The sequence below is a fragment of the Paenibacillus phytorum genome (genome assembly GCF_013141715.1).
GTDB lineage: Bacteria > Bacillota > Bacilli > Paenibacillales > NBRC-103111 > Paenibacillus_E > Paenibacillus_E phytorum.
The window spans coordinates 1-13,888 of the sequence record NZ_WHOA01000090.1; the positions used below are offsets into that span (position 1 = coordinate 1).

The 13,888-nt window shown below is 44.7% G+C and carries 9 protein-coding genes; all 9 read right to left on the bottom strand.

Annotated features, from left to right (window positions below; genetic code table 11):
- Positions 1–5,229 (bottom strand): ThuA domain-containing protein (locus GC098_RS40815; RefSeq protein WP_281367002.1); only part of this gene is annotated, 5,229 nt, incomplete at its 3' end.
- A gap of 770 nt (positions 5,230–5,999) precedes the next feature.
- The gene (locus GC098_RS12925) at positions 6,000–7,043 is read right to left on the bottom strand and encodes a 3-dehydroquinate synthase family protein (protein WP_171643568.1); all 1,044 of its coding nucleotides are present in this window, start codon (positions 7,041–7,043) and stop codon (positions 6,000–6,002) included.
- An 86-nt stretch (positions 7,044–7,129) separates the two neighbouring features.
- Positions 7,130–7,930, bottom strand: coding sequence for a TIM barrel protein (locus GC098_RS12930; protein WP_171643569.1), 801 nt, complete (start codon positions 7,928–7,930; stop codon positions 7,130–7,132).
- Positions 7,931–7,944: 14 nt separating this feature from the next.
- The gene (locus GC098_RS12935; protein ID WP_171643570.1) at positions 7,945–9,294 is read right to left on the bottom strand and encodes an alkaline phosphatase family protein; all 1,350 of its coding nucleotides are present in this window, start codon (positions 9,292–9,294) and stop codon (positions 7,945–7,947) included.
- A 22-nt stretch (positions 9,295–9,316) separates the two neighbouring features.
- A complete protein-coding gene (gene eboC / locus GC098_RS12940) occupies positions 9,317–10,186 on the bottom strand; it encodes a UbiA-like protein EboC (protein ID WP_171643571.1) in 870 nt (289 codons plus the stop codon).
- On the bottom strand, positions 10,186–11,046 hold the full coding sequence (locus GC098_RS12945; RefSeq protein ID WP_171643572.1) for a sugar phosphate isomerase/epimerase family protein: 861 nt from the start codon (positions 11,044–11,046) through the stop codon (positions 10,186–10,188). The genes eboC and GC098_RS12945 overlap by 1 nt, the downstream gene beginning before the upstream one ends.
- 31 nt (positions 11,047–11,077) lie before the next feature.
- Complete coding sequence (locus tag GC098_RS12950) at positions 11,078–11,869, bottom strand: TatD family hydrolase (RefSeq protein WP_171643573.1); 792 nt, start codon at positions 11,867–11,869, stop codon at positions 11,078–11,080.
- Between the two features lie 16 nt (positions 11,870–11,885).
- Entirely contained in the window at positions 11,886–12,737 is an 852-nt protein-coding gene (locus GC098_RS12955; protein ID WP_171643574.1) for a sugar phosphate isomerase/epimerase family protein, read from the bottom strand.
- Positions 12,738–13,084: 347 nt separating this feature from the next.
- Positions 13,085–13,888: glycoside hydrolase family 35 protein (locus GC098_RS12960; protein ID WP_512699012.1), on the bottom strand; the 804-nt coding region annotated here is incomplete at its 5' end.

The following is a 13,888-nucleotide window of genomic DNA, read 5'->3' on the forward strand; positions in this document are numbered from 1 at the left end:
ATTCCAGCCAGCCTGATCTTGTTGTTTACCGTATGCCCCTGCAACAATAGCCAAGTCTCCGATCGTGATACCGCCTTTTCCATTAATATCTGCGGTTATTCTCATGGATTCCAACACTTGAATTGCCGCTTCCAATGCTGCTTTCGCATTATCTACCTGCTGCTGAGTGGCATTCGGATTGTTTGCTGTCGCACTGGCCGCAGCGATTGCCGACTGCAATTGCGCTTTAGATCCAACCACATACAAGCCGTCCACATTTCCTTCTACTGCTGCATTGTGCTTAGCCTGAGCGCTTGTGATCAACGTATTCAAGAGTGACTTATCTACCGGTATTACCGATATACTGATTTGAATTTCGTGAGAAGCTCCGTTAACCGGCAGTTCAATCCCCTGTCCGTTGGCAATAACGACAGCGTCTACAGAAACTGCCGTATTGGTCGCCTGAGTTGAAGATTTAACTTTAAATTTGAATGAGAGCAGATCGCCTTGTGCAGGTACGCCAAGATCTCCTTGATCCGCTTTCACGCTTGCAGCTACAATCCGGATTTGTCCTGGCACAGACTCCTTTTTATCGATAACTTGGAATCCGTCCTTCAGCGATGCAACCGATTCGAACTGCAATTTCGCTGGATCATAGTGAAGCGTCAAATCTTGAGCGTACATTACCTGGTATACACTTTGCGTAACGTTGCTTAACCCCATCGTTATATCGAATGTTTGGCCAGTAGTCACCTGCTGGGCGCCTGTCAATGTAGACTGGGGCGACTGAGGTTTTGTCTCCGCCAGCACAGTTACACTGACGCTCGTTGTCAATGCCACGTTGTTCGGATTTGCCACCCCTGCCGGCAAGGCTACAGTTCCATTGACATCGAAGGTTTGTGCAGTCTTTAGAGCTGGGTCATAGCTTGAAGCGCCTACATTCCATGTCACATCGGCATTCACTTTTCCAGAATCGGTAACCAATTCTACACTGGAAGGCAAGCCAAGGGCTGCTGCCGTCTTTGCTGTTCCGTTGGCCACTCCCGTAATTACTGCAGGAGCAGTTATTCCAACAAGCTGCGGCACTTTCACTGAATCTGCAAATACATTAATCTCCGCAGCCGATGCCCATCCGTTGACACCCTCCGTTGCTTCGAGCTTGACATACTTTGCATTTGCCGAAGTAAACGTTGCGTTTTTCTCATTGTTATCGTTTGCCCAATTTCCGTTTGCAACCTTTGCAAAGGTCACGCCATCCGTACTTACATATAAATTGTAGCCTGTAATATTTCCGTTAGAGCCTGATTGCCTTGGCAAATACGCGACTTTATTGATATTGTAAGTGTTTCCAAGGTTTAAGGTAATCGATTGTGGGAGAACATCCGATTTATCCCACTTTGTATGCCACATCGTTTGTGGGCTTCCGTCAATCGCCATGGATGCAATATCTTTACCCGTTTCCTCGCTTGTCGCCGTTGCCGTCATTTGAGACTGAGGGATCTTATTAACAGTTACGTTAATACTCGTTGTCAATGGCATATTGTTCGGGTTTAAGACTTTACTAGGCAGGGTTACGGTTCCTGTTGCCGTGAAGGTCTGGGCCTTCATTGCAGTTGGATCGTAGCTAATGCCGTTTAAATCCCATGTTACATCAGCATTGTAACTTCCGGCTTCGGTTACCAGTGCTACTTTTCCTGGCAATCCAAGAGCTGCCGCTGTTTTTGCCGATCCGATAGTCGCTATAATCGGTGCAGGAGCTGTTATGCTCTTAAGCGCCGTATCGCTCTCCACAGCGAATGCATACAATTCATGAATGGAAATATATTTATTAGAGCTTGTTCCCTTATTCACGATTTTAACGTAGCGCGCATCAACGGGCGCAAAGCTCTCGTCCATTTGAATTCCGCCACTCCAACTTGAATCTTTGCTTGCTACTTTAGTCCACGTTTGTCCATCCGTAGAAACAAGCAAATCATATCCGCGGAAGAAATCGGTGTTCGTTCCGTGATTGGCATATATACGATTGATTGTATTCACTTTCCCCATGTCGAGATTGTACCACATGTCCGGCGCTGCAACCTTGCCAGTTGTCCAACGGGTCGAGTTATTGCCGTCAAACGCATTGGATGCCGGTGCTCCCGAATCGCTGGCTGTTGCAGTCCAACCGGATCTGTTAATTGCTTTGCTAAAGTCCGGGGACTCGACACAGGTTGTGCTACATGCTTCTGAAGGGGGCGCATCTCCAGGATACGCAAACTGGATCCAATTGATGTTTTGTCCACCGGCCGGGAAAACAATGTAAACATCATGAAAGTCTGCACTATCGGCTGGGGTTGATGTTGTTCGGTTTACTTTGGCGCTAACTGTTGTCCAATTTTGCCATCCACCAGTGGTTGTTCCCGTAGCGTTAGCCACTTTCTCACCAGTCGGGCTGTCCAAGCGCACATCGATATTAAGTGCGGCGGATTGGGATGCCATTCGGAAGTACATCTTCTCGATGTTTTTCATGTCAATGTGTTTGAATAGGAGCCAGTCATTAGCATCGATATAGCCGACGTCTTTACCGCCGTAAACATCGGTTGTATCCTCCGTCTGGATTCCATTCTGTGTATCGAAATCTTCAGCTTGAATGCGCTTTTGCTTGAAGGTAATGGAATCGGTTGCGCTTAACGTCGCGGATCCGACTGCCCCATGATCGGTAACTTCCGCGACGATTTGCCAAGCAATTTTTGCTTCCGGTCCGTGTGCATCGTCCAGCAAGCTGAATACAGCTTGACAACCAGTTTTCGTTTCCACCGCATGGAAGTGACTGTCATGTAGCAACAACGAAGACCAACGGATATCTCCACACGCGATCTCGCCATCTTCCGCGTCATTTGCAACTGCAGAAGCAGTGATAACTTGCCCGTTAGTAAAGAATTGTCCGGACACAGGCGAGGTGATTTTCAATGTAGGGACGGTATTGCCTGCCGTAATGCTTGTGTTCCAAACGGAAGATTTATTGGTACTGTCCGTTACAGTCAATTTGACGTTGTAAACCCCGTTTGCCGTATATATATGCGAAGGGTTTGCTTCCGTTGATGTTTGTCCGTCTCCGAAATTCCACGCATAAGTAATGGCATCGCCATCCGGATCCGCGGTTCCTGTTGTATCGAAATAGACCGTTAGCGGCGTGCTTCCGTTTGTCGAGTCTACCTTGGCTTTGACAACCGGCTTTCTGTCCATTCTTCCATAGAAAATTTTTGAAATGGATTCGTTCTCATCAGGGCCCCAAGAGGTTCCAAATTCGACGATATAAAGCGCACCGTCCGGTCCAAGCTTCATGTCAATCGGGGCTTTCAATCCGGATAAGAAATCATCGATTTTTGTGATTTCTCCGTTATCATCTGTTGTAACGGCTTTAACCCAGTTGCGGGAAAAATCGTATGCCAAGAACTTACCTTGAAGGCCTGGAATCGCATTCGGTCCCGTATAGGTATACACCGGACCTGCCTCTGCCGTTCTTCCTCCGCTTCCCCAAGGCGCTTTATCGGCATATGGATAGAAAGCAATAGCCTTTTTGGTTGTGGCAAACTTTTCTGCAAATAAAGCGGTGTCGGTTGATCTTTCTGCGCCGTGTTTTTCTTTGCTATAAGCTCTGTCGCCAACCCCGTATGGCCAACCGAAATTTTGGCCTGGAGCGGTTACGGCATTGAATTCATCGTAGTCTCCGTCAGCTCCCCCGTCATAAGTCCAATCCGGGCCAACATCCCCTTCATAAATGATCATGTTGCCGTTTGACTTTGTCTCGAAGGAAATACGGTACGGGTTACGGAATCCTTTTGCATAAATGAAATCTCGCGCATCTCGTAGATTGTTGTCCGTATAGAATGGATTGTCGGTCGGAGCGGATCCGTCCTTATTAATGCGGAGAATGGCCCCCCGCATATCATCATAGTTCTGGGATGTCTGTAAGGCGCCTAAAGGTCCTCCTGGAGTTTGATTGTCTCCAGACGTCAAATATATCTTCCCATCCGGGCCAAATTTGACATAACCGGCTTGATGGTTACCGAAGTCATCCGAAGGAAGCTCCAATAAGATCTGCTCCGTGGCTGGATTGAGCACTCCGTTTTCGTAAGTAAACCGTGAAAGATGGTTAATCAGTTTGTTATTCTTTTTCACAGGATCTGTATAATACAAGTACATGTAGTGATTTACATCAAATTCAGGATCAAGGGCAATTCCCATTAATCCGTGTTCAGATGCAAGGGTGGTTGGGATATTTAATATTTCTTTTGTATCTCCATCCTGTGAAACTTCATAGACTTTGCCAAGCAAGCTGATCGCAAAGACCGTGCCATCTTTGGCGACATCCAGACCAACAGGGCTTGTAATGGACTTGGTAAGGGGAAGCTTTTGCAAGCCCACTTTCGGTGAAGGTTTGTCGCAATCCGTATTGGTTGCTTCACCCCATGCATACTCGAGTCCACCTAGAAGATGTTTTTGGAAATCTTCTTTATACCAAGTTTCCGGATGATGACCCAAGGCCGTATAGAACATTCTTCCTTGGCTGACTGGACTGCACCAAGCATTCGGATGATCCTCAACAAGCGGATCACCTGTAACACCGTTCTTAGTCATATCCAAGCTTAAGAGGACATGCTTCCCTTTGGCACGGGGATCTCCATTAAAGTAGTAGACTTCTTCCAGCGCTTCCCATGTATTACCCAGATGGGATGTAGCCGGATTGTTTTGATCCTCGACGTTGAAGGTTACATTTTGCGTCCAAGGATGGTTTTTGAAGGAAGCCCCTACCATGTCGACGTACTCCGACCAATCAGCTCCGGTATCGGTTGCGGAGTGTGAGCCTACAAAACCTTTGCCTGATTTAATGAAATTCATCAAATCTTGCTTTTGCTGTTCCGTTAAACCCCAAACACCGTCAGTACTACCCGGTTTTTGAATGCTAAAATTACCAGTCGTGTTTGCAAAAAAGACAACATCATAGTTAGCAAGTTTGGCGGCATTGATGTCTGCTGCATTTTCCGTAAAATCGACTGTAAAACCGTATTTTGCCGCCATCTGAGGCAAAACTACTTTAGCCGTATCAGTGGACGCATGATGATAACCGGTTGTTATCGTAACCACCAGTACCTTGTGCTGCTCGCCCTCATGTGCGCTTGCTTGCTGAACAGGGATGAAACTGATTAATAATGATGCCAATAACATCAAGCGAAATAAGATCAATACTTTAACTCTTTTTATACGCATTTCATCATGCCACCCATCAAAGGTAATTTTGATTGCTAGAACACTTCTCTTCGTTTAAATCAGGCTAATCATGGACCTAAATCAATATTTTTCCATATTAAACTCATAAAAAAGTACATCGCTCCTTTCCTTCGTGTTTGATCCACCGCTTCCATCCAGAACCAGCCATAAATATCATAGTGTTGTGAGATTCAGGTTTGAAATGAACGGATGTGTCCCGAAAGCCACTTATTTGCTTTATATGTGCACACATTAGGTTACGGTAACTCTTCCGTAGCCTTGAAGGTGTGGGGGATCGTTGCAAGCGATACTGCTGACTTATATGACCAAGTTTGTAGCTTATGCGGCGATAAGTGAAATTAGTTGGCTTCGAAATTTATGATTATAGTTTTCTTCGATGTAAGCATTTACAATTTGCATGGTGGATGATCGTAGATGATTTTCGGTGAGTCCGATAAGCAAAATAAGTAACGTTTGAAACAAAGATGCAATAATTTTTGCGGAGCACACCTGTTTATTAAATAATCATTCACTTCAGAAAACAATACGATTTTGCAAAGAACGCAAGAATCTAGTATTCATGCACAATTTAGAAATACTGGAAGGCATATTTGATGCATGAAATGGATAGAATGCTGCTTGTATCGCTCCCCTCTAAAAAATATAGATAACTTCAATTTCCGAAAAAAATAGAGCCTTCAAATTTCGCCATTAAAGGAGTTGAAGGCTCTATCATCATTCACGGACGACTACCTCATAAAGTGAAAGTGCTAAACAAGAAAAAGAGGAGACGTTTCCATATGATAACGAATCGATTCACGTACAAGGGCATCATCAACATAGGTTATGAAAGAGCCTGCTTCTTGATTAAGGCTGCCCAATCCATTCAGAAGAACAAAACCCGTTTTGCCGGGAACATGTCTTCTGTATCCCTTCTTGTTATCACGCAACAAATATCTCTCGATTTCTGTCATCCATGATATTGGAGGTATTGCATTAAAACCGATAAGCTCCAGAAGCTCGCGATGCAGATCCGCTTCATTACTCGTCAGGAGACCCAACCGTCTGGAGATCGTTGAAGCACACAGCATACCGAAGGCAATAGACTCCCCATGCGTGTACTTCCCGTTACCGATCAATTCCATGGCATGCCCGACCGTATGGCCATACTCTAACACAACTGCGTGATTTTTTTCATAGGGGTCATCCCGCATAACCGTCATTTTAGCCTCAATACAAAGCTCGATAACCTGCTGAAGCTCTTCCATGCGATATTGGCACGATGCTTTTAGCAAGTTACGATGCTTCTCCATTTCATGAGGAAGAATCGCCAACACATTTTTTACAAATTCACAAAGGCCGGAACGGATTTCTCTTTCCGGCAAACTTTGCAGAAAGCTCAGCTCCACACAGACAACTTTGGGCGAGTAATAAAAACCGAGAATATTTTTCGATTGACCCAGATTCACGCCTTGCTTTAATGATAATACGGAATCGGAAGCGGCAATTAACGTTGTTGGTATATGAATGAACGGTAATCCACGGAACAACATCCCGGCGACCATTCCTGCAATATTTCCTGTTACCCCACCTCCTAGAGCCACAATCGCCGTTCGTCGATCCGCACCAAGATCAAGCGCCTTCCTGCATAAATCTTGAACGGTAGACAAGTCTTTATGCTTCTCTCCCGGAGGAAATACAAGTAAACTGGTCGTTCCCACTTTTGCAAATGCAGCTACCGTTATAGAAACTATGTATTCCGGAATTCCGCTATCGCTAATTATCATGTACTTATCCGTTTCCAAAGGATCCATCCATTCCTCAACCTCATGAAGTATGCCTACTCCGGAAATGAAATCATAACAATGAGCACCAAATTGAATCTGTCTTCGAAAAATGGTTACCCCTCCATTCGTTGGTAACGACCCTCATAGCCAGAAAGGATCTTGTCGACATATTTTTTTGATTTGCTGAGATCTGCGGATGGATCAACAACCGCCCAATCCCGATCCCACCCGACGATCACCCGTCCATCGAATTGGTTATCGATCAACTTTTTAAAAATAGGCTCGAATTGAATCCAACCGTCTCCAGGAACCGTAAATACCCCTTGTTTCACGGAATCAACGAAGTCAAGTGATTTTTCTCTTACATGATTTAAGACAGACTGCCTAATATCCGTGAGATGAATAAATCGAATACGTTCATAGTAGTGATTTAACAGTGCAAGCGGATCGCCACCGCCATAATACGCATGTCCGGTGTCCAGCATTAAATGCACGAGATGCGGATCAGTAGCTTCCATTAATTTCCCGATTTCTTTGGCCTTTTCGACAACCGTACCGATGTGATGTTGATAAACCAACAGCATGTTGTACGACTGACAAATTTCACCCGCCAGATGCAAACCTTCTGCGAAAAAGTTCCATTGATCATCCGTTAATCTAACTACCTCTTTTTCATTATTCGAGCGCGTCGGATCCCAATGCACGGATCCTCCTACTTCACGGATGATAACGTGTTTGCAATTCATTTCCTGCAATCGTTCCACATGTTTGCGAAACGATTCAAGCTCGCTCCGACGCCACTCAGCTTTGGAAAAAACGACGTCCTTCCTCTCGTGCGGAAGACAGAGGTCGCCATAATCCCAGGGAACCGAGGAAATTTCAAACAGAAAAGGTAAGCTTCCCTTATCGTTCATTTCACTTCCCCTTTCTACGAATGATACCCTAACATATTGAAAATCATTGCAGGGATATCCTTTGCATGCCATATGTCCGATTGATTGACGACTTCATGAGACGGACCTATAGCAATGAGAGTTACCAGATCTTCTTCGGTTACAGGAAGAACGCCATGCGAGCCTCGGATACGTTCAGGTGTTAAAGGGATAGATCTCGTCTTAAAATCCATGAACAGCTCTACCGGATCGTAACCGGGCTTCCGATGTATATCAATGGTTGTTGCATAAGGAGGAGCCACATCCGGGTCATTCCACCAATAATAGGCAAACCATGCATCTCGATGAGCAATCGCTATAAGTTCACCTGCATTCGAATGGTCCAGACTCCATTCCTTTTTACCGGAATCATCAAGAACTTGATCAACCCCGCTAATCTTTTTCAAAGCTTCCTTCACTTCATTGACAATCATCGGATTATTAATGTAAATGTGAGCAACTTGATGATCGACTACGGCAAAAGCCTGACTATGAAAAGTATCAAGGTACTCTTTGCCGTTAAGCTCAATGACTTGCAACCATCCATGTTCCCGGAGAATACGATTTAAGTAAACCGGAGATTCCACAGGATGAAGCGCATATTCGGAAAGTATGACCACACCCGTATCCTCCAATTCTCCCATTTGTTCAAGTGAATCCACAAACTGGCCAACAATTTGGTCAATCTCCATAATCGCATCTCGTTGCTGCTCGCTGCCCGGGCCAAACCGCTGAGCCTGATAATCCAGGTTTGGCAAATAGACGAACGTCAAGGTTGGATGATGATGCTCAATGATGTGGAGCGCAGCCTTCGAGATCCACTCGCTGGAAGCTGCACCCGCCAATGGCCCCCAAAAGGAATGGAGCTTGAAAGGACCTTGTTTCTCGGCGATTTGTTCATATAATCCTCGAGGATTAGAAAAATACCATTCCTCCATCCCCTGTTCGAGATGCATGGGAGACGGGGTAACTATGAAATCCGCACTGTCATACTTGATATGCTGCATAAATAAAACTGCGCTCTTCGAGTCGGGATCAAGTCGTTTTAATGTTTCCCACATCCGCTCTCCCTCGAGCGGAGCAATCGTCTGTTCCCACATCAACACTTCTCTTTGCTTACGGTCAAACCTACCGTTCCCCACAATCCCATGGCGGTTTGGTTCAACACCTGTCGTTAACGTAGCTTGCATCGCGCCTGTCACTGCAGGAAAAACAGGTTTTATTCTGGATACGCTGCCTTTCGCAGCAATGCGATTCAAATTTGGAGTTAATTGGCTGTTCTCCAGATGAGCCGGCGTTAAGCCGACCAGATCGAGAACAACAACACGCTTGGCTTGTTTAGGCATAATGTTCTCCTTTCGTGTTCCACTAGGTCATGGATATGGATCGTGACAACCATGAAGATACGACAATAAGTAAGGCAACGATGAGTGCGTGAAGACTTCCGTCAAAAATGGAAACGAGTGCTGCATTTAATAACAGCAATGACAAAATCCCATATTTTACTCCTCGTTTAATGAATGCTGGCTTTGGTTCCCGTATGGCAGGATAATAGGCAAAGCCCTGAAAAAAACAGTACAGTGCAATAAAAAAAAGTTCCATGAACGCAAATGAACCTTTAAACAGTTCAAAACCAATGAGCCACAGCACGATGCCTAGTGGAATCAACGAAATCAACAAAATAGTTTTGGCTGTATAGCCGTGATTCTCTCCTCTGCTCAGAGCCGTTACGCCAATGATATGAAGGAAAGGAAGCAACGCAAGCAACGCAAAATCCCAAAAATGTTCCTGTACAAATGAAAATCCGAGCAATATGTTCAGCGCCCGGCAAAGAGCCATCACCAGCGCTCCCGGGATTCCGTACTTTTTGGCCCAGATATTGTAGATCACGATACATAAAGCCAAGATCAAGGAAATATAAAAACTAAATTGGCTGAACGCAAGAGACAAGATTATACCGCCTAGCATTAGCAAGCATGACAGCATGAATGCATGCTCTCTACCAATTTTTCCAGATGGAATGGGACGTTCAGGTCGTTCGATTTGGTCCAGGGAGGCGTCCATCACATCATTCAAAGTAACGCCTCCGGCATAAAGCATGATCGAAGAAAGAAGCAGAAGCCACAACGTCGCGTAGGGACCCGAACCCATGCTGGAGACTATAAACGCTCCGGCTAAAACATCACCGGCAGATGTTACTAAATTGGGAACCCGAAGGAGTTGTAAATAGGCTTTCATTATGATCCTCTCGTCGCGGTTGTTGCTCCCGTCACTTCTTTAATAATGGGAGAAATATACGAAAACGCTTTTATCGTGGCGGGTATCGGATCTTCTTCATACGGGTAAAGTTCAATCGTAATAAAACCATCATAATTGGTTTTTGCAATTTCAGACAGGATCCCCCTAAAGTCAATGACCCCTTCCCCGGGAACCAAATGGTGGTGTATTCTTGAAGACGAAATATCTTCAAGGTGATAGTGTTTTGTATATGGCGCCAATCGGCTGACCAATTGCACAGGATCTTCCCCCGCACAGTAGAAATGACCTATATCAAAATTCAGAGCGATCTGGGGCGACGATATACGTTCCATGAACTTCAAAAATTGGGAGGAAGTCTCGATTAATAACTCCGGCTCTGGCTCAATCATCACAATGACATCTCTTTTTTCTGCGTGTTCGGCAATTTCGTGAATCGCTTCCTCGAAGACATCGAGTGCCCAATCTTCCTTCGCGCCATCAAGCGGCCCTCCAGGTTCAATGGACAAATGAGGGACTCCCCACTCTGCAGCCAGATCAATACAGCTTAAGGTGTGATTGATCCTTTTCCGTCTCTCGCTTGCTTCCCGTTCGATGTAGGAAGGACGCCAACAATCCCCAAGAGCGTATAACATGAAAGCGTTCAAGTTGCATATCTGTATTCCTTTATTCTCTGCTCTTTCTTTTATTTCTTGTCTTTGGGCTCGGGTTAAATCGGGCGGATAGGCATGCGGGATATCACACAAGATTTCTACTCCTTCAAACCCAATTTCTTGCAAGGTGTCTATCGTTGTCAGCAAGTCGAATCTTTTATACGCATTTGCACTGAAACCCAGCTTCATTTCTGTTCCCCCTTCTTGTTACCTTTGGTAACTAAACATGTAATTTCCCCGACATTTTATAGAACTCATATGGATTGTTCCATACGACCTTTTGAATCTCTTCCTGGGAGAATCCCGCTTCTTTCATTCTTTTGCATGTTCGGGGAACACTGATTGGATCAGCCGGTCCCCAGTCGCATGCACTGTTAATCATAACCCGATCCGTTCCATGTTGCTTCATAATGGCTATCGCTCTTTCCGGTGTAATCTTCCCCGGATATATGGTCATTCCAGCCCATGCCCCGTATTCCAAAGCGAGGTCTACAGTTTCTTCAATGTTGTGATCCAGCAGCACCTTCTCAGGGCGCATACCGATCTCTTCCAGAATCGCAATCGTTCTTTTCGTACCTTCCCGTTTATTGAAGTGCGGAATATGAACCATGACCAGCATGTCCATTTTCTTGGCCAGTTCAAGCTGTTTGCGCATCACTTGCTCTTCCGCATCCGTAATTTTGTCAAAACCGATTTCGCCAACCGCCAGGCATCTCGGGTGCTCTAGAAACGGTTCCATTCCCTCAACGACTTGAAGAGCAAGTTCCAGATTGTTTGCTTCTTTGGGGTTTGCGGCAATACATGAATAATGTTCAATGTCATATTTTTTTGCTCTTGTCGGTTCAAAGTCCAGAATATGTCTAAAATAATCATAATAGGTATGAACGGATGTCCGTTCGCTTCCAAGCCAGAATGCAGGTTCAACGACAATTTCAATGCCGCTTAAAGACATTCTTTCATAATCATCAACTGTCCTTGAATACATATGTACATGCGGATCTATAATACGCATATCTTAATCCCACTCCTTAGTGTGTGTAGTTGTAATTCATCATGTGCGCAAGCGCACGTTTTGCCGCCCCATCGGGGTCATCAGAGTACGGATAAATTTCGAACGTGATATAACGATCATACCCGATCGATTGAAGCGCTTCCAAAACCGCCTCAAAATGAATATCGCCTTCGCCGGGAATGAGATGGTAATGCTTGTGGCCCCGGATATCTTCGAGGTGAATATTCGTAATTTTTTCGTTAAAACGTTGTATAGTTTCTGCCAATGGCTCTCCGAGAACTTCGGCATGGCCAATATCCAAATTAATCCCGAACGAGTTGCAATCGAATGTCTCCAGAACACGCTGGGCCTCATTTGCATTTTCAATTAACAATCCTGGTTCATATTCCATGCCGATTCGTATATTTCTTTTTTCCGCATATTGCAAAATGCGAGATATAGAATCCACTAAGAATTCATAGGCCTGATCAGGATGATTTCCGGCAAGACATTTTCCTGATGTAATACTGACGCATGATGCCCCCCATTCCACAGCCAGATCTATACACCTTTCGGTATACCGAATTCTTTGAAGTCGCACTTCTTCTTTGCGATTACATAACGAAGGCTCAAAAATTGTCTCTCCGCTGTTCTGAGCCAATGGAAATACGCAAACCGCAGTATTGGCGTTGATATTACTGACGGACATTCCTCTTTGCTCCAACAAACGTGACACTTGTTTCGCTTCGTGATAGGTAACATCGAGAGGACTTACATGAGGAAAGTCAGCAAGAATTTCCAGTGCTGAATACCCGCAGTGATGAATTCTTTCAATGGATTCAAGTAATGAGAAACGAGTGTAAACATTACTGCTGATTGCGTATCGCATTTGAACCTCCTTTTACCGCATCATGGGTCAATGGATTAAGCGTTTTCAAGTTGAAAAAATTCTTGGACATCCCACTCATCTCTAGCAGCATTCTCTACCTTCTTCCTCATTTAATTAGGAATAAATTCATTGTAAATGATAGGATATTTTTGGACAATTAACTATATTGAGAGGAAATTATATATTCTTGCGGTTTTTTAACCCCCTTCCGTTTTATTGTACAGGCGCCGTAAAATACTGCAAAAATAACAGCCTTATGCGCAGCCGCAACCGACGTCATTGCTTCCGCCTCTTGCTCATCTAGCTCTGCATGACCATCATAATCAAAATTGAATGAACGGAACAAACTACCCTAACTCAGCAAAGTCTTGAAGAATAACAATCGGATCGTTTGTGCCATGCAGTTCGAACACGATTAACTCATTTTCCCCTTCACGCAGAAGCGGCCCTGGGATATATAACGTTTTCTGCGGACCAATTTCCCAATACCGCCCGAGATTATAGCCGTTGATGTAAGCCACACCCTTCGTCCAACCTTCCAGCTTCAAGAACGTGTCTCCAACCTCGTCAACATGAAACTTGCCTTTATAAAAAGTAGGCGTAAATGAGACATTTTCTTGCATGTCCCCGAATGCGAGTTTCGATATATTGTTTAGAGGAAGCGAGTAAATCTTCCAATCATGCAAAAATCCTCGCTCAAAACGAACCCCTTCTGTAATCCCTTTTGGATCTTTCAAACTATAACCGTAATTAATCCGGCCCATATTTTCCACTAAAATACTTAATGTCGCGCCTTCGGAAGGTATTTCTACCAGAACATCATTCTCTTTTATTTCCACTGTCTGATCATGCGTGTTTCTTTCAACTACCCCCTGATAAATCCCATCAAGGAAAATGAGCGCCCTGTCACGTACTTGTTGGAGTACGAGTTTATTCTTTGCCCTTGGACCCGATATCTGTGTCGTATACAAAATAAAACCGTAATCCTGATCCAATTGTTCCATCGCTATTGGACATTTACTTGTTATCGGGGAGGACAACTGATCAAGTAAATCAAATAATCTCGTTTGTTCTATAAGGCGAACAGTGCCGTAATGTTTCTTTGGAATGGAAGAGGGAATTTCAATATCCGTCAAATCCACATACTTGGA

Coding starts and splice junctions, on each gene's coding strand:
- GC098_RS12945 (WP_171643572.1), bottom strand. CDS start 11,046: ATGAAGCTGGGTTTCAGTGCAAATGCGTATAAAAGATTCGACTTGCTG.
- GC098_RS12950 (WP_171643573.1), bottom strand. CDS start 11,869: ATGCGTATTATAGATCCGCATGTACATATGTATTCAAGGACAGTTGAT.
- eboC (WP_171643571.1), bottom strand. CDS start 10,186: ATGAAAGCCTATTTACAACTCCTTCGGGTTCCCAATTTAGTAACATCT.
- GC098_RS12925 (WP_171643568.1), bottom strand. CDS start 7,043: ATGGATCCTTTGGAAACGGATAAGTACATGATAATTAGCGATAGCGGA.
- GC098_RS12930 (WP_171643569.1), bottom strand. CDS start 7,930: ATGAACGATAAGGGAAGCTTACCTTTTCTGTTTGAAATTTCCTCGGTT.
- GC098_RS12935 (WP_171643570.1), bottom strand. CDS start 9,294: ATGCCTAAACAAGCCAAGCGTGTTGTTGTTCTCGATCTGGTCGGCTTA.
- GC098_RS12955 (WP_171643574.1), bottom strand. CDS start 12,737: ATGCGATACGCAATCAGCAGTAATGTTTACACTCGTTTCTCATTACTT.